The organism is Dyadobacter tibetensis Y620-1, assembly GCF_000566685.1.
GTDB lineage: Bacteria > Bacteroidota > Bacteroidia > Cytophagales > Spirosomataceae > Dyadobacter > Dyadobacter tibetensis.
The window spans coordinates 174972-200055 of sequence record NZ_AZQN01000002.1 but is presented as its reverse complement, the minus strand read 5'-3'; the positions used below and the strand labels follow the sequence as shown (position 1 = coordinate 200055).

At 40.4% G+C, this 25084-nt stretch carries 13 protein-coding genes; 10 read left to right on the top strand and 3 right to left on the bottom strand.

Annotated elements, in window-relative coordinates; genetic code table 11:
- Nucleotides 1-22 precede the first annotated feature (22 nt).
- From X939_RS0104420 to X939_RS23260, 6 genes are all read left to right on the top strand, one after another.
- Nucleotides 23-814, top strand: coding sequence for a helix-turn-helix domain-containing protein (locus X939_RS0104420; protein ID WP_025762058.1), 792 nt, complete (start codon nt 23-25; stop codon nt 812-814).
- Nucleotides 815-1584: 770 nt separating this feature from the next.
- Nucleotides 1585-1938, top strand: coding sequence for a dimethylsulfonioproprionate lyase family protein (locus tag X939_RS0104410; protein ID WP_025762057.1), 354 nt, complete (start codon nt 1585-1587; stop codon nt 1936-1938).
- 367 nt (nt 1939-2305) lie between these two features.
- Nucleotides 2306-2509 (top strand): hypothetical protein, encoded by a 204-nt coding sequence (locus tag X939_RS0104405; protein WP_025762056.1) that lies wholly within the window; start codon nt 2306-2308, stop codon nt 2507-2509.
- 518 nt (nt 2510-3027) lie between these two features.
- The gene (locus X939_RS24100) at nt 3028-3417 is read left to right on the top strand and encodes a transposase family protein (protein ID WP_084299316.1); all 390 of its coding nucleotides are present in this window, start codon (nt 3028-3030) and stop codon (nt 3415-3417) included.
- The gene (locus X939_RS0104395) at nt 3399-3830 is read left to right on the top strand and encodes a transposase (RefSeq protein WP_084299314.1); all 432 of its coding nucleotides are present in this window, start codon (nt 3399-3401) and stop codon (nt 3828-3830) included. The genes X939_RS24100 and X939_RS0104395 overlap by 19 nt, the downstream gene beginning before the upstream one ends.
- 258 nt (nt 3831-4088) lie before the next feature.
- Entirely contained in the window at nt 4089-4649 is a 561-nt protein-coding gene (locus tag X939_RS23260) for a transposase (RefSeq protein ID WP_025762054.1), read from the top strand.
- Nucleotides 4650-5622: 973 nt separating this feature from the next.
- On the opposite strand, the gene X939_RS0104385 is transcribed toward X939_RS23260, so the two are convergent.
- The gene (locus X939_RS0104385; RefSeq protein WP_025762053.1) at nt 5623-9642 is read right to left on the bottom strand and encodes a hybrid sensor histidine kinase/response regulator transcription factor; all 4020 of its coding nucleotides are present in this window, start codon (nt 9640-9642) and stop codon (nt 5623-5625) included.
- A 1172-nt stretch (nt 9643-10814) separates the two neighbouring features.
- Here X939_RS0104385 and X939_RS0104380 point away from each other — a divergent pair.
- Complete coding sequence (locus X939_RS0104380; protein ID WP_084299312.1) at nt 10815-17198, top strand: T9SS type A sorting domain-containing protein; 6384 nt, start codon at nt 10815-10817, stop codon at nt 17196-17198.
- Between the two features lie 555 nt (nt 17199-17753).
- Here the strand turns inward: X939_RS0104380 and X939_RS0104375 are convergent.
- Complete coding sequence (locus X939_RS0104375; RefSeq protein WP_025762051.1) at nt 17754-18119, bottom strand: DUF4890 domain-containing protein; 366 nt, start codon at nt 18117-18119, stop codon at nt 17754-17756.
- Between the two features lie 111 nt (nt 18120-18230).
- Nucleotides 18231-19268: a LacI family DNA-binding transcriptional regulator gene (locus tag X939_RS0104370; protein ID WP_025762050.1), complete on the bottom strand. Its 1038-nt coding sequence runs from the start codon at nt 19266-19268 to the stop codon at nt 18231-18233.
- A 337-nt stretch (nt 19269-19605) separates the two neighbouring features.
- Here X939_RS0104370 and X939_RS0104365 point away from each other — a divergent pair, with 337 nt between their 5' ends.
- The 3 genes from X939_RS0104365 to X939_RS0104355 are packed head-to-tail and all read left to right on the top strand — an operon-like array spanning nt 19606 to nt 25067.
- The gene (locus tag X939_RS0104365) at nt 19606-22047 is read left to right on the top strand and encodes a polysaccharide lyase 6 family protein (RefSeq protein WP_025762049.1); all 2442 of its coding nucleotides are present in this window, start codon (nt 19606-19608) and stop codon (nt 22045-22047) included.
- Between the two features lie 30 nt (nt 22048-22077).
- Nucleotides 22078-22833 carry an SDR family NAD(P)-dependent oxidoreductase gene (locus tag X939_RS0104360; RefSeq protein ID WP_025762048.1) on the top strand — a complete coding sequence of 252 codons (756 nt, stop codon included), beginning with the start codon at nt 22078-22080 and terminating at the stop codon, nt 22831-22833.
- A gap of 50 nt (nt 22834-22883) precedes the next feature.
- On the top strand, nt 22884-25067 hold the full coding sequence (locus X939_RS0104355) for an alginate lyase family protein (protein ID WP_044198482.1): 2184 nt from the start codon (nt 22884-22886) through the stop codon (nt 25065-25067).
- Nucleotides 25068-25084: the final 17 nt, after the last annotated feature.

Below are 25084 nucleotides of genomic sequence, written 5' to 3'. Positions count from 1 at the left end.
TTCTAAAAATTTAGTACGCATTATGGTTCACATTAGAACATTCGAGAATGAAGAAGCCCTCTTTACTCCACAAAGACTGTTGAAATACGTCCTGATCTGGTGTGAAAGCGGACACTTGTCAATTGTTATAGATGAAAAAGTATTTGAATTAAAATCTTATGAAGCTTTAACAATAACCTCAGGACAATACCATTACTTTAAAAAACTGGAGAATGCAAAAGGCTTCGTTCTTGATTTTACGCTAGATTTTTTTTGCAAAAAGGAGCACGATATCGAGTTAATATTCGAAAATGGTCTTTTCTGCCATTTTGATATGAACGAGATTATATCTATTGATAATCATCTCCTACTCAATGAGCAGTTAAAAATTATCCAAGAAGAATTGAGATCCAAACCATATCAATACCTTACCTCTATTCATTCAAGGATCGAGCTTGTTCTGATAGAAATCAATAGGTCTAAATTAAAACGAGGTGATGAGATTTGGAAACCAGATGCACTTTTTCTAAAGTTCTTAGAGTTGGTTCGTAACAATTTTGATAAAAATTATCAGCTTAAAAAAATTGCAGAAAAATTGAACACCACAGAATTGATATTAAATGAACAATCAAAATTACATACAGGAAGAACAGCTCAAAAAGTTATTTCTGGATTAATCGTTTCAGAGGCAAAGCGGTTGCTTCAGTATGAAAATCTTTCTATTAAAGAAATCGCCTTTAGACTTGGTTTTAAAGATCCTTATTATTTTTCAAACTTCTTTAAAAAACACACTGATTTGTCGCCAAAAGCCTATAAAAGAGATAATGTTATCTAAAGTTTACATCCTTTACATAACATTATCTATTTTATTAAAACCTTCTTCAGCTGATATTTACATTAAAATTTAATCACTTTATGAAGTACTATTAACTATTGCATTAATGCTTTCAGTAAACTGCACCATTTCAGTGGACTATAATTTAAATTCATAATATATGGAATTAAATATTAATTTAAAAATTACCCAAAATCGATATTCTTATTATTATGGTTTTCTAACTTATGATGTTTTAGCTTTAATTTATTTTTTTACTAAAAATGATTCAATTGGTAACAAAACTTTTACTGTGGTACACATTGCAAATTAGAACACAACATAAAGTTTTGAATAAGGCTTGCGTGAATTGCTCAATTACGTAAATGGATACTCACCCAAACTGGCCGAATTAATAGTACCAAACTTCGCAAATCTCTATAACCAGTCCAGCAACCCCATACTTCTTGATTTTGTCATAAAACAAAATGAAACCATGGTTTTAAAGCAAGTTACTGTTCATGTGTATATATACTAGGAAAAACAGATGTTGCAAAAGTAAAAAAACGTAATATACCGTTCTGGTGATAGCAGGCTGCTTGTAGATTATTTAGGAACTTTTTGTAATGGATGACAGTAAAATAGCTGTCGTCAATAACGAAAAAATTTATTTCATAAAAAGGTAGCCTTATAAGCTATATGGCATCTCTTGATAAAATGGAATAAATTACAAATCGGGTAAACCGGTAAATGGTCGAAAATGAATTATTAATCCATAAATTAAAAATATTTTGAAAACTGAAATAAAAGAATTTATAGTAGATACATACCAAAAAGAATGGCAACCTTTAGTAGAAAAGGGTATAAATTATGATGGTATTTTTGTAAAGTCATTACTTTACGATGACAAAAAAGGGCGATCTACCACTATATTATTAAAGTTTGAACCGGGTGCAGTCTATCCTTACCATAATCATCCTGGCGGTGAAGAAATATATGTTATTGAAGGATCTTGCACACTGGAAGGTGCCAGGTTAGATTCGGGAAATTATTTGTATACCCCACCAAATTTTAAACATTCCGTAACATCTAAAAATGGTTGTATACTTTTATTTATAATTCCTGAAGAAGTAGAAATTTTATAAGTTCTTGTAAGAGTTTGAATTAATTGGAATTAAGAAAGCAAAATAAACTTTAACTAGATGAAAGATCAATCAATATATCTTTGATAATTAAATCATTTAAATTAATAGTATATACATATGGTAAATTTGGTAGCGTTAGATGACCAACAAGGGCTTATCATATCAAAAGGATTCGGAGTTTCTATTTCGTAGGCCTTGATTAATTTTCATCACAATTTAACAGCATTGAGACGAAGAAGGGATTTGCTCTAACTTTCACAAGCCAAATAATCCGAAATAAAATTATCAAGAAGTAAAAAGTCAATACCTGAATTATTAGAAGGAATGGGGGTAAAATGATCGACAAGTATTAACCATCCAGTTAGCTATGAAAAACTATCCTAAAGACCAATTAATACAAGCCGCAACAGTTATTGAGTCACTATTAAATAAATGTGAAAAGTCGATGCCAAAACTTACGGATAGAACGTCACAGCATACTTTACTTAAGAATAGGATTGAGGCTCTAGGAATTGCTTTAGCACTTATAGAACGTGAGGTTGAACACAAAACGTTAGGCAATGGAAAATAAAAAAACAGTAAGTAATCACCCATCCCCAGCTTTCCATCCAACTCCTTTATTTGGAGCTTTGTCACATGGAAAATATACAAAGGGAAAACGTGCATTACTATCGGCAGGCATTCGGGCAGTGGAAGGATATTAACTAAGGAGCCAAGGCCTTTTGCGAGCAGCAATCGGTCAAATACACCGCTATTAGATAATGCATTCAAAACTGGATCAATCTAGAAAAGGTGCTAGAGGTTTTACTAAGCTAATTTTGGAAGATGGAAAAGTTAACCAATAACAGCCTAAGCAGGGAGAAAAGCGCAGTAATGCAGTGCACTTCGCACTCATCTATGATCTTCCTGGATATTTCGGTGGGACCGGTTCTTAATCATATTTGGGGAAATCTACGGACTAGAGAGTTAAGTTTAATCGACTGATAATTAGGCGTTTAAGTGCATTTATTCCTTGTTTTATGGGGCGGTGTCAATTATCTTTAAGTAGTTAATAGACAGCTACTTATTACCATAAAACAACTAATTGGCATGCCTGGACTAATTGTAAATAATATTGATTACTCTTTTTCTCTTGTGACAATATATGCATCAGTAAAAGCCAAGCGAGGAAAGTGTCCCGTTTGCGAAAAGCACAGTAATAAAATCCATGATCATTATACCAGAACAATATCAGATCTCCCGGTATTTCAAAACAAAGCCACTATTTTCCTAAAAACCCGCAAATTTAAATGTCAAAACCCTCAATGTAACCGAAAAGTATTCTCAGAGCAAACACCCTATATTTTGAGATATTCGCGAAGAACACAAAGGGTATCAAAGCTACTGGATTCCTTGTCAATTGAATTAACCGGTAAACTGGGCAGTATGCTGTCCCAACAACTACTGATTGCAATTAGCAGATCAACCATACACGAATAGCGCTCAAACAACAGCTACCCCAGATAGCCCAACCAAAGGTACTTGGTGTTGATGATTTTGCATATCGAAAAGGGGTAAGCTATGGAACCGTTCTTATTGATATGGAGACTTCGAAGCCTATTGATATTTTACCTTTGAGGGAGGGTAAAGAGCTTAAAAAGTGGCTGTTAAAATATCCTGATGTAAATATTGTCACCAGAGACAGGGCCAGTTCGTATTCTTCTGCCATTAATGAAGTTTGTCCAAGTGCAGAACAGGTTGCGGACCGATTTCATTTATTAATGAATCTATCGGATGCTTTAGACAAGTATTTCAAAAGTGTGAATCCGAAAATCAAAAAACTAATTAAAGAAAAAAGCGATGAGCTTTTAAAAAAGCCCGATGGTCACATTACTGCCAATGCGAAAGTATAAACAGCGGAGTCATTATCAAAAGTCCAAAAAAGGGTTGAAATAAAAGTAGACCAGAGGCAGGATGTTTTCAATAAGGTTAAGGAATTAGAGGCCAAGGGTATATCCAACCGAAAAGTAGCGAGGGATTTGGGCATAAGTCGCAATACAGTTCAATCATACCTCTCCTTAGAAACTTTACCTCATAGAATAAGCTCTAAATCAACCAATATTGAGTTGTTCTCCCAGCACATTGTTGCTCGATTAAACGACCAAGGATATATGATGAAAGATATAATAGATGAAATATATGAATTGGGATACAAGGGAAGTAGAACTCAGGCCTATCACAATATCAACCTCATAAAGGAAGAATTTGAAATATACACGCCAGATTTTGCACAAATTCAAAAGTCAAGAATTCCCTATATAAAACCCTTAAGCTCCAGGAAGCTGGCAAAATATATTGGTTGCTGCCCAACTGTTATCAAGGATCCCGATGACCGAAAGTATCTACAAACTCTATTGGATAATATCTCAGAACTACCGGTAATTCAAAAGTTGGTACAGATTTTTAGTACGATGATAAGAACAGGGCGTGGTAATATAAACCGAAGGATCGAATTTATTAAACGTTCAAAATACAAGATGGTAGGATTGACCACTTTTGCTAATGGTTTGTTAAGGGATATCAAAGCTGTTAAAAACGGGATCCATATGTCTTGGAGCAATGGTGCTGTAGAAGGCCATGTAAACCGGATAAAGAGTATAAAAAGACAAATGTATGGCAGGGCTTGCTTTGACCTATTACGAAAGAAGGTGATACTATCTCAAACTGGTTAATGTTTCCCCAAATATAAGGAAGAACCCATCCGAACCGTAGTATCCACTTCCCTGACGAGTTAGTAAGAGAATTATAGAACATTGAGCCTAAGGCGTATCAGAGCAAGAATACAAAGTAACCGAATAGGAAGTAACTGAAGTCTGGGTTGTGGTGCCGGCTTCGTTCAAGAAAAAAAGGGAGTAGTTATCGGTCCGTTCCCCGACAAAACGATCTAATGAGAACTCTTCGATGAATCAGGCCCGGTATTTCATCTTGTATCTAAGTTTGTAGATCACTTACCGTTCCAATGGCAGAAACAAATTTTTGAACGAATAGGATTGAAAATCGGAAAGTCCTAAGCTTATGCTTTGCGCTTGATGGACAATCAAGGCGGCTTATCACATGGAGTATTATATGCTGTATGGGGATCTGCAACTGGACAATAACCTGATCGAAAATGCCATCAGGTCATTGGCCTGAGGCCGGAAATAGCGAGATGTCGTACTTTAACGGTTCGCCGGTACACACGGTACCACCCAAAATGCGACCAGGATCTATTTAATATTTGCTGGATTCAAAAAAACACTAGGTGAATTCGAATGATTGGCTACTGGACGTGCTAAGGCAGCTCAACGATATCAATTACGACTGTAAGTTCTGCGAATTGCTTTCACATAGGAGGAAATCATACTTAACCCTGTTAATTAAATGACATTAGGGGATGCTCGATCGCTTACTATTATCTCACAAATCAAAAATAATATTCTGATTGTCATTATAAGTTAGTGAGACACCAACGTACTGTCTCTAATTTTTTACAAATCTGCTGCATGTCAGATAGAGCGATTCGTCTTTAACCTGAAATTCACATTCCTAAGCAACTTGAAAAAAATTTCCGTCTGATATATATGAAAATGCCCAGGTAAAAAGAATGAATCGGACCCCTGCTCAAGTCCATGCTTAATTTTACTTAATGATGTAAAATGGAGATGCTTACTCAGAGTATGGCGGGTAATCTACAATATTGTCGATCGAGCTTTTTCTTATTTCATTTGGATTTTTACCATATATTTTTTTAAATTCTCTGCTAAAATATTTTGTATCATTATAGCCTACTGCAGTGGCTACTTCATTAACGTTATGTAAGCCAGTTTCCAATAATTGCATCGCTCTTTTCATTCGCAACACTTTCACGAAATCGTTAACTGTCATGCCTGTTAATACCTTGAGCTTTTTATACAAAACGGAAACGCTTATTCCAGATTGAAGGGCTATTTCATTGACGCCGAATTTAGGGTTTGCCAAGTTATCAATAGTAAGATTCTTCAGTTTAAGTATAAACTCTCCGTCCACGTCATTGAGGGGCAAATCTCCTGGTTCCAGATATGAGCTATTATTATCCCTCAATAAACTTCTTACCTTTATAAGGTTGCTCACCTTGAGTTCAAGTACTGCTAGATCATAAGGTTTAACCAGGTAATCGTCTGCTCCCATTTCCAGCCCTTCAATAATATTGGGAATACCGCTTTTGGCTGTTAGTAGCAATATGGGGATATGACTGATCCGAGCGTCGGCTTTTATTTGCCTGCACAGCTCTAATCCATCCATCACAGGCATCATTACATCGCAAAGAATTAAGTCTGGAAGATGGGCCTTCGTCATATCTAGTCCACGCACTCCATCTTCTGCTTCCAGAATGTTATATTTGTCCTTGAACGCTTCCTTTGTAAAAGTTCTGAGTTCCGTATTGTCTTCAATTATCAAGAGCGTTTTTTTTCCTACTAACTCAATATGGTCATCGATATGAGATTTCCCATTAATCTCGTTTTGACTGACGATCGGTGCAACCGAAATTTGAGAATCATTAAAATGATTTTTGCCTTTTAATAGCCTCATAGTGAAGCTGGTGATGCCCGAATCTCCATACTTCCTATATTGACTAGTCACGGAAAGATCGCCGCAATGTTGATCTACAACCTCCTTAGCGATAGCAAGTCCTATCCCATAACCGGTATTTTCACCTTGATTCTCATCTATTTGAAAGAAGTTGGTGAAAATACGTGACAGGTATTCCGGAGCAATGCCAGTGCCTGTGTTGGTCACTTTTATACATACTTCGCTGGAAATTTCTGTAACGCCTAGGTCTATTCGTCCACCCTTAGGAGTGAATTTGACGGCGTTATTCAGTAAATTGTAGTAAACTTTTTGAATCTGATGCTGGTCAACCCACACGATCACAGGTCCTTCGGGAAAATCGGTATTCAGGCTTATTTCCTTTTCCAGCAATACATGTTTAAAGGATTCTAATACTTTTCTCAGGATGTTGGTCATATCATGCGGAGCTACCTGAAGCTGAACATGCCCGCTTTCAAGTTTACGAAAATCCAAAAGCTCATCTACCAAATACATCAATCGGTCAGAACTGGACTTTGCCTGAGCAATGAAGATACCGGTATCCGAATTGATGAGCGGTGAGCGGGATGCCTTTTCTAATGGTCCGTTAATGAGCGACAGGTGTGTACGTATTTCGTGTGATACATTTGTAAAAAAGGTAAGTTTCTGTAATTGTAACTCACTCTCTTTTTTTAGTGTGCTCCTAAACCAGAAAAAGCGGACGATTACATATGTGATAATTATGAATACTAATGCATAAAGCAAATATGCATACCATGTATGCCACCAGGGGGCGAGAATCACAATACTGACCCGGAGTGGATTTTCACTCCAATATCCATCGCCATTAACTGCTTTGACAAGAAACGTATATTTCCCTGCTGGAAGATTGGTATATGTTGCTGTCGGAATTTCAACATTATTCCAATTTTTTTCAAAACCTTCGAGTTTGTAGCTGTACCGATTTTGATCCGACTTATTGTAACTAAGCATTGAGAAATCAAGTGTAAAAATATTCTGGTCGTGCCTGAAAATCAATTCAGACTGCTCACTTATGTCCTGATTCAGAATATTCGTATGATCGCCTATATTTACTTCCTTATTGAAAAGTCGGAGGGAAGTTAAAACAATTGGGCTGGTATAATACTCCACCATGACCTTATTCGGATTGAAGGAGAAATACGCATTATTACCAGGTACGTAAAACAGTCCATCACCATCACTTACTGCTGAGCTAAGTCGTAGTGTGGCATGGTAAGGTAATCCGTCTTCATAGGTAAATAATCGGGTTGTTCCATTATCTGGATGATAACGTATAAGATTGGAACCACTAGATAACCAAAGATATCCCTTACGATCCGCTTGAATATCGCTCAGATCTTCTGGCAGAGCATCGGCTCCAGTGGGATACACAGTAATTCGATGATGTTCTTCATCATAAAGCTTTAATTTTTCACTTGTGATGAGCCATATTCTTCCTGAGGTATCTTCAGTAATACGCCATATGTCACTTTTTCCCGGGTTATCCTTAGATTCGATTTCAACTTTCTGAAAGTGTGACGCACCAGTTTTAAGTAACCAAACGATACCCTTTCCACCACTCCATATATTCCCTTTGCTATCTTGGAAAATGCAGATCATATAATCTTTAATACCGAAATCATGAAAGGTTTCTTTGTTTTTGTCAAAACTAAGGAGTCCGAAGCCCCCGGCGATCCAAAGTTTCTCTTTCTTGTCTTCAATCATACGGTAAACCCTGCTACTGTTAGGAGGGAGCTCTAACGTATTAGGAATTTTAAAATCCTTGAATTGTTTATTGTTTATATTGTATTTACTGAGAGATTTGTTCCCGCTATACCATATGTTATGATTTGCATCAACATAAAAATGATTGGAGTGTTGGGAGAATCCCAGGTTCAGATTGTGGACCGATGTTTTTTCAGTTTGTTTGTCATAAATCATCATTTTTCTACGGTCCTCCGCAATTATCCAGAGGTTATCCTTAGGAGTTATTCCCATCCACCCGTCCAGTAATTTTCCGGAATGGGACGAATTCAGGTAAAAGGGATACTTGCTGAAAGGCGATATACGTACATTTAAATAGCTGATACCACGGTAATAACATCCCAACCATATCCCGTCTTGTGTATCTTTATACATTGTCAAAATTACGTTGTCGACAAGTGATAATGGGTTGCCTAGATCCCTTGTATACCATTGGGTCTTATTTGTATTCCGATCGTAGTTTACCAATCCCGACCAGGTGGAGATCCACATCTTTCCCTGTTTGTCCGAAGCAAAGCCTGATACGATCGGCCATTCTCCATTACTGTCAAGAAAATTACCTTTTAGTTCAAATTTTTTCGATGAGAGATGGTAACGAAGCAGCCCCCCCTCTTTGATCCCCAACCAAATACTGCCTGTTTTATCGTAGTATATTGACTTAAAATTGTTAATAAACGGGAAGTGAGCGTTAGCATCAGCCCTAAACATTTCTATTCGCTGGTTATTGGGATCCATACATAACAGACCGTTCACCGTAGCAAGCCACAACTGATTGTTGTCACCTATTGCTATTTTGTTTATTTGTTTTGTCTCTTTGATACGTTTAGTTTGCGCGTAGCTGGTAAATTCTACTTTTTGGTCAACATACGCCAAACTATTTAACCCTTGGGAGGTGCCAACCCACAGTTTTTTTTGACTGTCTTCGGCAATGCAGTAAACGGTGTCTCCACTAATAGAGCCCGCTTCCTTCGGATTATGCTTAAATCTTGTAAACGTGTTGCGACTGCTGTTATAACGGTTCAATCCATTCCTAGTCCCTGCCCAGATAACACCATCTGAGTCGCAGAAGAGGCTTTCGACAAGGTTCGAGCTAATGGTGGTAGTATCATCTTCTTTGTAAGAAAATTTCTTGAATGTACGAGAGTCATATCTGTATAAGCCATTTGTGGTTGCATACCAAAGAAAACCTTTTTTGTCCTGTACTATGCTGAGAACGCCTTCTTCCGGTGCACCCTCTTTCTGTGAAAAATGACGAAAAACCTGAGCAATAGAAACATCATATGGAATACAAGATATTAAGAAGGAAACTATCAGAAGATGAATTTTACTTCGCATCAAAATAGAATTAATTTATTTATCAAAGACCGATTTTTTGAGGGAGGAAATTTAGGAACATGTTTTTTTATAAAGTAACTGCATGCCTCCCAAATAGGTAAGCTGATAAATTTTTCACACCAATTAAATAAGAAAACCGCCCATATCTACTCATTTTAACCAGTTAAATCATGTCTGAGTATTTCTATATTCTATAATATATGTAATATCATTAAGAAAAATAGTTTCAATTCCCTGCTTCTTTTTTCGAATAGTTCATAGTAAAGTCTCTTCTTGACTTTTCCATAATGCCGCTATAAATGTCATGTTTTATACTTCAATAGTAGATGAAATTTGAGCCTACCAATGTGGTTAAACATGCAATTAAAATTTTTTCTGCTTCTAAAATAATCTAACCATTTCAGAGGCCTTCCTGCCGATGATTGTTCTGTAACAACAAATATTAAGTATCGCAATCTTAATATGTGAACGCCTGGTACTCATATTCCAAAGATGGAGAGATAGGAGTATACGGGTACTACTTTGTCAAAAAGAACTGCAACAATTTAAGAAGGAGTAATCTTTATTGCTACAATTCTAGGTCGCAGTACATGATACAGCTGGTCCCCTTTTAAGGAAACCTAGATATTAAATTTTCTTTATTGACAGCTTATGGTAGAATTTCTTATTCGGTGGGTTGTTTTCTTTTGTGGTTCTATTTTAGGTGAAATAAAATAAAATAAGAGCCTAGTATTGATAAGATATTCGACCTATTAATATTTTCAAATTAAATAAATTGCACAAAGATAAATAAGTATTACTTCTTGATTATTGTCGTAGAAACGTCAGGCTGATCTCAAGAAAATTTCTAAATGATGTAGAATGATCAGCATTGGGAATTAGTAATTCTAACTGTAGATATTGCCGAATACCAGCTTTCGGAAGCTGTTTTAGATTATAAGGCATCCTGAAATTTCCGAAGGAATAACTAGAGTTTCAATCGTAAAATTTATAATTCACCCTATACACACTACTTAAATATAGCCAGATAGAGTGTTTTAATAGCAAATCTTCCTATTTCTTTTACTTATTAATTAGTCAAATAAATTCTCAATAAACCTTAAAAGCAAATGAAGTATATGGCAATGAAGAGTTAACTACACATTTATCGTATCTAAAATTAAATATCGATTATGAACACACTTTATTCTAGTATGAACACACTTTATTCCGGTTATTTTAGGCTTTCGGATGTGCTTTTGAACCGGGCAAAAAATAATCTGTTTAGGATTATTATTTTAATCCTGATCTTAGGATCCTTCGAGCTCTATGCGCAGGATGTACCTGGGGGGATTGCACCTGCTGCATGGTACCGATCTGACGGCTCGTTATACTCCGACGCGGGTACAACACTAGCTGCAAACAATGCAACAGTATATCAATGGAATGAAGCTCTGGGTACAGGGCGAAATCTCATTCAAACCAGTGCTGGAGCACGGCCGGTTTTCTCAAACGGTACCGTTTTAGCCAACTTTAACCCTACGGTCACCTTTGACGGAAGCAATGACATTCTTCAGCACACACCTTCCGGCGCAGGCTATATAGATCGGGCTGACGGTACCATCTATTCGGCAGGCTATGTGAATGTTCAAAAAGGGAATGGATTTGCCGGGTTTCATGCCAGCATGAACTATCCAGGGTTGCATATGTATAGTGCCAACAACAAATTACTCTTTTTTACCTCTGGTGGTCCGGGCTATCAGGGGCTGAGTATGGACATGATGCCAGCTAAAAGGCATTTTATTGCAGGGAGCGGCTGGCAAAATGGTGCAGGCGGATCGGCCAACCATGCACTGGCAACCGTTTCTCTTAATGGTATAAGAGGTGATATTACTGGCTCGAAGATCTATAATGTCAATACAGCTGCGTCCTACAATGAATTCAGGATTGGCCGGGACAGCGACTACGGAGCATTCAACGGACAACTGAACGAAATACTCATATTTGAAAATAAGCTCACTGTTGACGAAATGGACAGGGTAGAAACTTACCTGGCCATTAAATACGGTACTACATACGCCAACGGAACAAGAGATTACAAAAATGCTGGAGGATCGCCGGTTTGGACCGCTGCCACCAACACAGGTTATATCAATAACATCGCTGGTATTGCCAACGACGGCGCATTGCAGCAAAAACAATCGTGGAGTACGAATCCCGGACAGCAAGTGCTGATTGGCACCACCGGCCTTACCGGAACCAACTCCGGAAATGGAATTGCATTAACTGCCGGGCAGTATCTGATCTGGGGAGACAATGGTTTAGCCAAAGTACCAACTGTGGCTACTTCTGCATTTCCATCGGTTTCTCATCATTTTCAGGCTATTTGGAAAGTACAAAATACGGGAACTGTGGAGACAGTTCGCGTGGCCTGGCCGAAAGGTCTTAAAAGCCTGAGCCTGATCCAAAGCAGCGACCCGACAATCGGTGCTGGCGATATATTGACTCCAATGACATCGCAGATTACGATAAATGATGTTGATTACAACTATGTAGATGTAACGCTGACTAATGGTCAGTATTTTACATTTGCGGCCAAGGTGCCCGCCCCCGGTGGTGTTACAGCAGGTTTGACCCAGTGGTATCGTGCCGATGAAGGCTTGGTTAAAGCTGGTGGGGATGGTACTAATGTAACCACTTGGACAGATGTTGCGAGAGGTACTGTTTCCGGTAAAATTGGAACAGCGCCTGTCCCAGTATTCAAGGAGGGAAGTACAAACTACTTCAATTTCAATCCTGGAGTAAATTTTACAGCAATCCAACAGATGCTCGGCAACATCACTACACAGACCCTGGAAAATACTTCCTTCGATATTTTCACCCTGACCAAAGAGGGGATGAGCGGAACGAGGTATTTCAACATTGGGAGGAACAATACCTCATTTAGTGGTGCAAACTGGGATCAACCGGGATTGTATGTGAGTGGAAATGTAGCTACTCGAAATAGCTCGGGAGGTGGACTGGGCATTACAAATCCTGGAAACATTGATTTTTCTACTACAATACCGAGTATCATGTACCATACTTTTACCAATACTTCCATCAGAAAAGGTGTGAACGGGGCCGGTCTGGGCACACAATATAATGTTTCGGCAAGAGGTCAGATGACTGGTGGGCATATTTTTGGTTCTAATGGAGGTACAAATCCTCCCGGAGGTGATGACTGGGGTTTTAAAGGTCATATCGGTGAAGTGATCATATACGGTGCCGGCAATTTGACTGCTACAGAGAGAAATAGGGTAGATTCTTATTTGGCATTGAAATATGGGGTTACCTTACCTTCAGGAGTCAACTACCTGAATTCTAATGGGGATATAGTCTGGAATTCCACAACCAACAGTGCCTATCATAATAATGTAGCTGGTATTGTGAACGATGAAGCATCAGCATTAAATCAAAAGCAGAGTATCAGCGTAAATAAAGGACAGCAGGTGATTATTTCAACAACAGGCTTGACCGATACCAATGTCGGAAACTTAACTTCACTATCTTCTGATGGTCAATATCTGATTTGGGGAGATAACGGACTGGCCAAAACGCTTTCCGCATCATTCAACTTTGCAAGTGTACCATCCTTGAACCTGCGTTTTGCAGCCATCTGGAAAGTGCAAAATACCGGAACCGTTGGAACGGTGCGTGTGGCATGGCCCTCGGGAATTCCAAGTCTTACGCTTATTCAAAGCGCTGATGCAACCATTGACGACTCGGATATGAGAACAGACATGACTGCCAATACATTACTTGTAAATGGCATTTCTTATAATTATGCCGATGTTACCCTAAGCGATGGACAATACTTCACTTTTGCGGGGTTTGTGTCTGGACCGGGCAATGTAGCGTCGGCAGCATGGTATAGGGCAGATGGAGCAGGACAGCAGTTTTCCGATGCAGGCACAACCGTGGCTGAAGATGGGCAGACTCTGCAACAATGGAATGAGTACAAAGGTACGGGATACAATCTTGTGCAGGCAACTTCAGGGGACAGACCTGTTTTTTCTAATGCAACTAAGCTGGCCAATTTTAATCCCACTGTAACCTTTAGTGGTAGACATTGGATGAGATATGACGTAACAGGAACTACCAATCTGATAGATCGAGCAGATGGAACAATTTATGCTTCGGGATATTTGAATCGATTGTCGAATGTAGATATCGCAGGCTTTGGGGAGACTACATTGGATTATCCGGGATTGCATACCCATACTACTGGAGGCAATACAAAAACATTGTTTTATGCTGCCTCACATGGTGGTTATCCCGGAGTAAGCGACAACAATCTTGTGAATAAAAACTATTTCACAATGGGTGGAGCTTGGCAAAACGGTGCTGGAGGGGATAATAACCATCTCGGTGCCACGATCTCGCAAAACGGAATTCGCAAGTATTATACTGGCACCGAATTAAATAATGTTACCCAAGTTGCTAACACAGCGAGTAATATTTATAGAAGTTTTAGAATTGGCGAAGGTAATTATGGCCCTTTATATGGGCAGTTGAATGAGGTAGTTGTATTCGAAAATCGACTTACTGAAGATGAAATGAACCGGGTTGACACCTATATGGCGATCAAATATGGTACCACTTATGCAGAAGGTACAAAAGATTACCTAAACTCGGCCTCTGGTGTTGTATGGGCAACCGGAGATAATAACGGCTATCATTTTAACATTGCCGGAATTGCCCGCGACGATATGGGTTCTTTGTATCAGAAACAGTCATGGAGTACCAATCCTGGCCGTCAGGTTTTGATCAGTACAACCGGATTGGACAATACCAATGCAGCCAATTCAGGTGTTCTGACGAATGGTCAGTTCTTAATCTGGGGTGATAACAATCTGGCAAAATCTCCATCTGTTACCATTGCGGGAATCCCTGATGTAAACTACCGTTTTGCATCCATTTGGAAAGTGCAAAATACCAACTCTGTTGGTGTGGTAAGAGTTGCATGGCCAAAAGGATATGCTAACTTAAAGCTGATCCAAAGTCTCGATGCCACTATCGACGCTTCGGACCAAATAACCGCTATGGAAAATAGCCAGGTCGTGAACGGGATAGAATATGCCTATGCCGATGTGACTTTGGCTAATGGACATTATTTTACATTTGCAGCATTTATCCAGGCACCAGGCGGAGTAACCAATAACCTGAGCTACTGGTACAGAGCGGACAAGTTTGCGACTGCTTCAGGTGTGGGTGCTGATGTTACAAGCTGGACCGATTTTACTTCGGGTACCACCGTTACTGAATTGGGTGACAATGCTTTGCCGATTTTAGCAGAAGGTAGCAGTACCTACTTTAATTATAATCCTGGAATAAATTTTACCTCCACAGCACAAGCATTAGGAAATTTAAATGTTCAGACTGTATCCGCTTTAAATTTTGATATTTATACCTTAACTAAAGAAGGTATTACAGCAGGCGGTAACGGAAGGATTTTCAGCTCGTTAGTAAATAATACCAACGTATCCGGAAGTATTGCGTACTGGGACGGAATTGGAATAATGGCTGATCAGAGACTTGAAAGGGTAAATAATGCGTTTGGCTCCAGATATTTAGCAAATCCTGGCGGTACCTGGGCTGCAACGTATCCAAGTATTACTTATAATAAATTTACGGACCTCTCGCTTGGAAAGGGTATAAATGGTAATGCAAGTATATCCAATGGTACACATAGTGCCAGAGGGACTATGACTGGCGGACACGCATTCGGGTCTACTCAGTTTTCCGCTAACAGTAGTGACAATGCGGGCTTCACTGGTAACATCGGCGAGTTGATTATTTACGGAAACGGTAACAATTCGGCTGTTGAAAGAAATAAAGTCGAGTCCTACCTGGCTATTAAATATGGCATTACGCTGGCAAACACAAATAACTATACTACCTCACAGGATGTGGTGGTTTGGAATGCTTCAGATAACGCTGGTTATTACAATAATGTCGCTGGTATTGGGAATGACTTTAATTCGGCCTTACACCAAAAGCAGAGCCGTAGTCAGCATCCCAACACCAATAATCAGGTGATCATCGGTTTGGGTGAAATTGCTGCAAGCAATGCTGCAAATACCGATTCGCTGAACGATGGTCAGTATCTGGTGTGGGGTGACAATGGGAATACACAGGCAATGACTAACACCGCAAGTACCTACACGGCTTTTAATTTTGCAGGAGGCACCAACAATGCCCGTCGCATGAACCGTGTGTGGAAAGTACAGAATACCAATGCTACCAGTGAAGTGCAGTTACGCTTCCCGGTTTCATCAGTGGGTACAACTACTTTCGCGGGAGGTATTGAAGCTTGTGCGCAATATGTATTGTTGACTGCCAGTGATGCTGCCTTCACAACCAATGTTACGGCCATGCCTCTGACCGTTAATGGTTCGGATTATGATCTGTTGACCAGCTTCCCTAACGGAGCGAGCTATTTCACTTTTGCGAAAGTGACGCCTATCAACAGTGGAGAGATTTACCTTCCATCGGTTATTGAAACTACAACCAGTTACAATGATAATTGCGGAGCCGGTGAGTGGAAATACTATTACAAATCTGATGATAATACGCAAAATTTGTTTGCCGCTGCCGGATTCACAGGTGCAGAGTTGAATAGCTTTACCGTCACGATTACACCAGAAGGAACCAGCTACAACGACGGAGCGCAGACTACGAATCTTATGCCACGTATAACAACGGTTGAAGATGCTGGTGCTTTCACTACCGTTGCCAACAAAGTTAGGGTATATTACAGCGCAAGTGAGCTAAGCCAAACCAACGTAGCCGGAGCGAACGCCAGTGGATGGTATAAGTATGAAGGCAACGCAGAGGAGGTGATTGTGGATATATACGGCGATGGTTTAATGGATCCAACCAAGGCAATCTCACTTACACCGGATGCATCTGGTGTAGAAAACGGGGTGAATTATGTAGAGTTTCATAATATAACTTCATTCAGCAGTTTCATATATGTAAGCACTACTGAACAATCTCCACTGCCTGTAACACTGGCTCAGTTCAATGTTAACAAGCATGAGAAGAACGTTATATTAACCTGGAAAACTACGAACGAGCAAAACAGTAAATCTTTCATTATTGAAAGGAGTACAGATGCAAAAAGCTGGGACGTGGTAGGGCAGGTTGCTGCATCAGGAGAATCCACATCTGAACGTCCTTATGACTTTACGGATGTGTCACCATTGTCTGGTGTTAACTACTACCGTCTGAAAATGATTGATCAAGACGATACGTATGCTTATAGCCGTATCCGTTCTGTCCGTATGGACGGTGTAGCTGGTGTTGTTCTATATCCAAATCCGGTTTCCAACAGATTGTTGTTTAAAGAAGTCAAAGCTGAAACGGTTAACCGGGTGTTGGTTTATGATAACGCGGGTAGGGCTCATATCGAGTTAAACAAGCTTCCATCTGATGGAATCAACGTTGCCGGCCTGTCATCAGGAATTTACATCGTTGTACTTAAAATGGCAGATGGGTCCGTTACCCGTCACAAAATCACGGTACAGAAATAAAGCATAGTACAGAAATAAAGAAAGAGGCTGTCTCAAAAGGGCAGCCTCTTTTCGCATTTTATGCCTGAACTAGGAAAGTGAATTTAGATTTAATATTGTTCTGGATCAATCTTTTAACGGTGTACTGATACTTGTATTTTGAGATATCAAAATACAGATATGTAACATCAAAACCTCCTTCTTTTAAAGCCTGCTATCAGGATCAAATCATGCTGCTTCCTATAAGTATGAAAGACCTGGCTCCCAAGGATCATCCGGTTCGAGTGGTCAATGTTGTATCAATAGGATTAATACTGACCCTTACATGCTGCATAAGAAGGTGGAGGTACCTCTCGTTACCACTCTAGGATGCTTCTTAAACTGCTGGTATATGGTAAGCAGCCGCCTCGTCCTATATGTATCCTATTTTGTATGTCATTAGAAAGCCTGCAACTGATATTGACTACTCAGTCATTAATAATTTATTCAAATTATTAGATTAATTTTATTAAGGGAATAAAAAGAGGTCGGACCACTTTGGATGGCCCGACTTGAGGGAGGTGGTTTACTGATCTGCTAGTTTCTGGGTCTTCCCTGGCGCCCGCCTTGTCCCTGACCTTTTCTTTCAGACTCCATCGCCTTTAGCTTTTCCTGCTGTTCGGGCGATAAAATTTTGGCCAGTTCAGCATTAAAGACCTCATTAGACTCTTTCATTTTGCTGCGGTCCATATTCTCTGCTTTCCGCATTTCACTCATGGTGGTCATGCGCTTTAGATTTAAATCATATACTTGTTTCTTTTGTTCCTCAGAGAGTTTGAGGCTCTCAGTCAGTCTAGCAGTTTGTTTTTCGGCTTGTTGCTCTGGCGTGCCTCCTTGATTCGGACGTTGGGCAAAGGCTGTTGTGCTAGCGAATAGCAGCACCATCATTAATACTTTTTTCATCTGGCTTAAATTTTGTTTTGTTCAGCCCATTAGAGTCATGAAAGTAGATGAGGTTTAAAAGTCTACTAAATTTTTTTTTCATGCCTAATGGTTACTAAGTCGAGCTGGCTCCTAAGGCTTACGGATCGATGAAGCTCTCTTAATGAGAGTAGGTTTCAGCATGATGGTCTGGCTAGGTAAAATGTGTTCACTGTTGAGCTGTTCGACCAGCAGTTTGGCGGCCATTCGACCCATTTCAAAGGCCGACTGAGCCACACTCGAGATGGGAGGAGTGAGTAAGCTTACTACCGGTTCATCGTTAAATCCAACCAAGGCAATATCCTCGGGGATTCTCAAGCCTCTTTCTTTGATCGCTAATTGTGCGCCAACAATAAGCCGATCGCTTACACCAAATATTGCATCGGGGCGATTGGGGCTGTCTATTAGTGCCAAAGTCGACCTATAAGCAAATTCTCTATCAAATTCACTAAATACAATCAATGACTCATCTATAGCAAGACCATACTTTTCCAAGGTATGCTTGTAACCAATCATACGTTGCTGACTAATCGAAAGATTGGCGGGTCCAGCTAGATAAGCAATACGACGGCAACCTTGTTCAATCAGATGCGTAACCGCCTGGGTTGCCCCGGAAATATTATCGAGAACAACGCTAGTTGCATCCAATTCACTGCTAACCCGATCAAAGAAAACGATCGGGAAATTTTTGCTGAGCAAACGTTGATACTGTTCGGTATTAATGGAATCACTGGAATTGGAAACAATTAGTCCGTCCACATGCCCCTTCATCAAGCGTTGCGTATTAACCAGCTCCCTGGCGTAGGATTCGTTAGACTGACAAATCATTACGGTATAACCGGTTTCAAGGGCCATATCGTCTATTCCTCTTACGGCCATAGAGAAAAAGTAGTCCAGGTTAGGAATAATTACACCAATAGTATGTGTCTTTTGAGTGATCAGGCTAAGGGCTATCTGATTTGGCTGATACTCCAGTTCTTCCACCATTCGTAAAACAGACTGTCGCGTCTCTTGATTGACGTCAGGTTTATTACGCAGGGCTCGGGAGACGGTAGAAATGGAGATATTAAGTGCCTTCGCAACATCTTTAATGGTGGCAGGCTTGTCGGGTCTATATCCTGATCTGTTCATAGATTATATAGGTTTTGTCAAGTAGTAAATATCACATTTTAAAGTTAGAAGACTTTTCAAAGACCTGAAATCTCCTGTTGTCATTCAGATCATATAGCCTTTAGAGCAGCAAGGTATAACCTTTGCAAGTTATCTGCTATAATTAATTTCATTTTTTTTAGAAATAAATTATTTACCGGCAACGTTGCCGGTACCGTTATCGGTAAAAAAAAGCTGAAATAGAGCAGAATAGATCAATTAATTATTGGGATAAGTCATATTTGGCTACTACCTTTAGTATATACAAAGAAGGGAAGGAAAAAGGACGAATAGGTACTAAATTGTATTTTACTAATATATGAAACATTTATTTACTCTGGCTTTTGTAGCGCTTTTGTCCTTATACGCAGGGCAGTCGAATGGTAAATCTATCCTGGTAAAAGACCTTGCTGCCTACCAAAAGGCATTGGAAGGTGTACAGGCAGGTGATACCATTATAATGGCCTCCGGAATATGGTCGAACGTGGCTTTGGTTTTTAGGGGTACTGGCACTGCTACCAAGCCAATCGTATTGAAGGCCGAAACCAGGGGTAAGGTTTTCATGGAAGGGAATTCTAGTTTAAAAATATCTGGAAACTACCTTATTGTTGATGGGCTTTATTTTAGAAACGGACATACTCAAAAGGGAGCGGTCATTGAGTTTAGGGAAAACGCAGACAAACTGGCCTTTAATAGTAGAGTTACACAATGTGTGATCGATTCCTATAATAAAGAGGATCGGTTCGATGAGGACACCTGGATTCAATTATATGGTCAACACAACCGATTCGATCATAATTATATAGCGGGCAAGAAAAATGGGGGAGTAACCTTGGCGGTAAACCTTAATGACGAAAGAAACAGGGACAACTATCATCGTATCGATCATAATTATTTCGGCCCAAGACCACGACTAGGTTCCAATGGAGGAGAAACCATTCGAATAGGAGTATCGACCTACTCGCTGACATCATCCCGCACCATAGTAGAGGATAATTATTTTTATCGCTGTAACGGAGAAGTTGAGATTGTTTCAATAAAATCAGGTGATAATCTGATCCGCAGAAACAGATTTGTAGAATGTGAGGGTGGATTGGTTTTACGCCATGGCAATAATAATAGAATTGAAGAAAATTATTTTCTGGGAAATGGAAAGCCACATACTGGTGGCGTGCGGATCATCAATGCAGGCCATCGTGTAATTAATAATTATTTTGCGGATTTGAAGGGTGATCGGTTTCGTTCGGCGCTCACCATCATGAATGCCGTCCCCGACTCACCTATTAATCGGTACCACCAGGTAAAGGATGTGACCATAGCCTATAATACTTTTGTCAACTGCGATCATATTGAATTGGGCGCAGGGAAAGATCTGGAAAGAACGGCAGATCCTGAAAATGTAAGATTTGTAAATAATGTATTCTATAATCCTTCAGTCGACAGTCTTTTTCATGTTTATACGGATCTGAAGGGGATACAGTTCTCTGGGAATAAAACAGAGCTTGCCAAATCTCCATTTTTATCAGGAATGCAGAATGTCAAATTTAAAATCGCTAAGGGAGCTGACGGATTATTATATCCAGTTGACGATCAATTATTAGCCAAAGGGCAAACGCTTACCGATCCGAAAACTGATCTCATGGGTAATTCCAGAGGAAAGGCAGATCGTGCAGGAGCAGTAATTAACAGCAAGAAATTGGCATTGCCCTGGACACTCCAGGAGATAGGTCCCGATTGGTTTGAAAAGGAAAAGAAAAATGAAGTAAGGCCTTCTGTAGTTCATAAGGTAGGACTGAGAGATAAGGACGGTTTGGTGCGCGCGGTTGAATCTGCCGCAGCAGGGGACATTATTGAGCTCACAGAATCGGGACGTTATCTTATATCGAAAACAGTTTATATTAATTCCCCAATTGAAATCAGAGCGGTTTCGGGACTAGGCAACCGGCCCGAGGTAACTTTCGAAGGGGAGGGGGGGAATTTCGCCTTCTTTATAATTCAAAATCAAGGGAGCCTGCGCTTAAAAGGGATATCCTTTAATGGCACCTCTGAGAGTGGTGTGGCCGACTGTATCATTCGGACTACTACGGAACCTATGATTGAGCATTATAATCTGTTTGTGGATGACTGTTCGTTTTCAAATTTGGCTGATAGTCGGAAGAATGCATTTAGAGCCAGTAAAGGCACTTATGCCGATACAGTTCAATTCCGAAATAGTATTTTCTATAATATTTCTGGGGATGTATTGAGTTTGGCATCAGAGAAAGAAGATAAAGGGATTTATAATGCAGAATATGTCATTTTAGAAAATTGCCTTTTTAAAAATATATTAACAGGCGCATTGGACCTATATCGGGGAGGGAATGATGAAAGTACTTTAGGCCCCTTCCTGACGATCGATCATTGCACATTCGATGCGGTAGGCAATGTAGAGTTGGGCCATGTACTGAAGGTGATGGGGGTGCAATGGAGTGATATCCGTAATAGTATCTTTCATAATAGCGGGAGAGCGGGGCGCAGCATTAGGTACGAGGATTATGGCTGGGCTGTCAATGGGTTATCCAACTGCAATTTCTACGAGGCTGGACGGCTTGAGTCCTTTTACCCTATCCCTCAAAAGAATATTACTAACATTCCTACGGTCTTTGAAAATCCCAAGGAAATGAATTATACGCTGATCTCTACCTCTCCTCTAAAGGGGGCAGGCACCGATGGTCAGGATGTAGGAATCACTAGGAATATAGGTTTAGGGGCAAATCAGTAAGCATTTTTTTTACAATTTATATATACAAGCATGAACAACTTACAAGGTAAAGTGGCCATCGTTACCGGTGGAGGTCGGGACATAGGTCGTCAGATTTCTATTTTGCTCGCTAAGGCTGGTGCCAAGGTTTGCTTCAACTATTTTGATTCGGAGGAGCAAGCGGCCGAAACCAAGGAAATGATTGCCGAAGCCGGCGGAGAGGCCATAGCAGTACAAGGTGACATGACCAAAGCCGATCAGGTTCAAAAGATGGTTAGTGCCTGTGTAGAGCAATTTGGGCAACAGATTGACATCGTTGTGAACGTAGTAGGTGGACTGGTTGCACGTAAAACCATTGAAGAAATGGATGTGGAGTTTTGGGACTTTGTTATGGACGTAAATCTTAAATCGGCCTTTTTAGTCTCCAAATATTCCGTACCGTTTATGAGTCCGGGTGGGGCGATCGTAAACTTTTCTTCTCAAGCGGCACGCGATGGAGGAGGACCTGGCGCTATCGCTTATGCTACAGCCAAAGGGGCGGTGTTGACTTTCACCCGCGGCCTTGCCAAGGAGCTAGGGCCTAAGGGAATACGGGTTAACGCCGTATCTCCAGGGATGATTGCCACGACCTTCCATGATACCTTCACCAAATCTGAAGTTCGTGAGAAAGTAGCAGGCATGACCCCATTACGTCGGGAGGGTAAGGCTGAAGAAGTAGCAGAGTTAGTAAAATTCCTGGCCTCGCCCGAAGCGAGTTTCGTAACTGGCGCCTCTATGGAAATTAATGGCGGAACCTATTTTATTTAGGATCCTCCTGTAAATTTATAATTTTATTTAGCACCCTTTCCATCCTTAAAATGCGTTTTCTCTATTTACTACTGGTAATGATATCCGTTCAGGCTGCTCCTAGTTTCGGACAGCAAGCCATCTTGACCACGTCTCAGGACGTGAAGGCCGTACGGGAGTCTCTTGGTAAGTATCCTTTGCTAAACAAAAGCTATGCTGAGTTGGAGCAGCTTGCCGCAGAAGCATTGAAGAGACCCATGGACGTTCCAGTGCCGAAAGATCCGGCGGGCGGGTATACGCACGAGCAGCATAAACGTAATTATCAGGCAATGCATGCTGCCGGGATCATTTATGCTATAGGGAAAGACCAACGGTATGCCGATTTCGTAAAAAATATGCTTTTGGTGTATAGTGAGCTGATACCCTCTTTAGGGAATCATCCGCAGGCTAAAGGCTCTTCACCAGGTCGGCTCTTTCATCAGGCCCTTAACGATTGTAACTGGATTGCGTATAGCATACAGGGTTACGATGCCATTGCGGCCGGTTTGACGGCAGGTGAACGAAAAAAAATTGAGGAAGGCGTATTTCGTCCTATGAGTAGTTTCCTTACCAAGGACCTCGAGTCCTGGTTCAATCTGGTCCATAACCATGGCGTTTGGGCAGTCTCGGCGGTGGGTATGACTGGTTTTGTGTTGAGAGATCAACACTTGGTACAGCAGGCACTCCTGGGTACCAAAATGGATGGAAAGGGTGGTTTTTTGTCTCAACTGGATAATTTATTTTCTCCAGATGGATTTTATACAGAGGGGCCATATTATGTACGTTACGCCCTTTTGCCGTTCTTTTTGTTTGCACAAGCAATAGAACAAAATATGCCTGAGCGTAAGATATTTGAATACAGAAATCAAATTTTGAAAAAGGCATTTTACGCAGCGCTACAACAAACCGATTCAAAAGGAAAGTTTTTACCTATTAATGACGCTCTGAAGGAAAAGGGGTGGGATACCAGAGAGATGGTTACAGCCCTGGCCATCGTTTTCCAGCGTTATGGAGAAGATGCCTCCCTCCTAGAAATAGCAAGACAGCAGGAGCGGGTTTTACTAACAGTAGGTGGAACAAAAATCGCCAAGATGGACCTTATGATGAAGGGTAAAAGTCCTCGATTCGTACGCAAATCCATACTGTTTACGGATGGTGCTCAAGGTCAGGACGGAGGTATGGCTTTATTACGAGCTGAGCAAGGTCAGATGAGTTTGTTATTTAAATATACAGGTCATGGACTTTCTCACGGACATTTTGACAAACTTATGCTGGCACTTTACGATGGGGGTAATGAAATTCTTTCCGACTATGGTGCTGCACGCTTCTTAAATGTAGAGCCTAAGGCAGGAGGGCGTTATCTACCCGAAAACCATAGTTTTGCCATGCAGACAATTGCGCATAACACGGTTACTGTGGACGAGCAGTCGCATTTTCAAGGAAAAGAGAAGGTTGCCGAAAAAGAGTCGGGAAAACTCTTCTTCTCGGATATTTCTCATCCCGATCAGCAGATTGTAAGTGCCCGTTCTACGACAGCTTACCCTAATGTAGGCCTGCAGCGGACTCTTATACTGCTTAAAGATAGTAGTTTAACTTACCCAATTATACTGGATATTTTCAGGGTAAGTTCTGAAAAACAACATCAGTACGACCTGCCTTTTTACTATAGCGGTCATCTTATTAACACCAATTTCCCCTACGAGGCGGAGACAACATTACAGAAGGCGTTAGGAAACCAGAATGGGTATGAACACCTATGGAAACAAGCCTATGCCACACCAAAAATCTCACCTGCCCGTTTAACCTGGCTAAATGGAGAAAAATTTTACTCAGTAACAACAGCAGTCGATTCGACTACTCAATTGATCATGATGCGTGTAGGTGCTAATGATCCAAAGTTTAACCTACGTCCCGAGACAGCCTTCATGGTTCGTCAGAATTGGGCTCAGGGAGGCACATTTGCCTCCGTGATTGAGCCGCATGGTGCCTTTGATCCAAAGGCAGAAATAGCCAACGGAGCAGAAAGTGAGGTTGCTGACATCAAAATCCGATACGATCAGCCTGATGCTACTATTGTTGATGTACAGTTTCGAAATGGCAGGGCTTTCCGGATAGCCTTAAGCAATATCGATGCGAACCCATCAATGACTCACTCCGTAACCCTGGATGGTCAAATTTTCAGCTGGAAAGGACCATATTCTTCACGCTTCTTATAAGAAAAATTAATTGATTT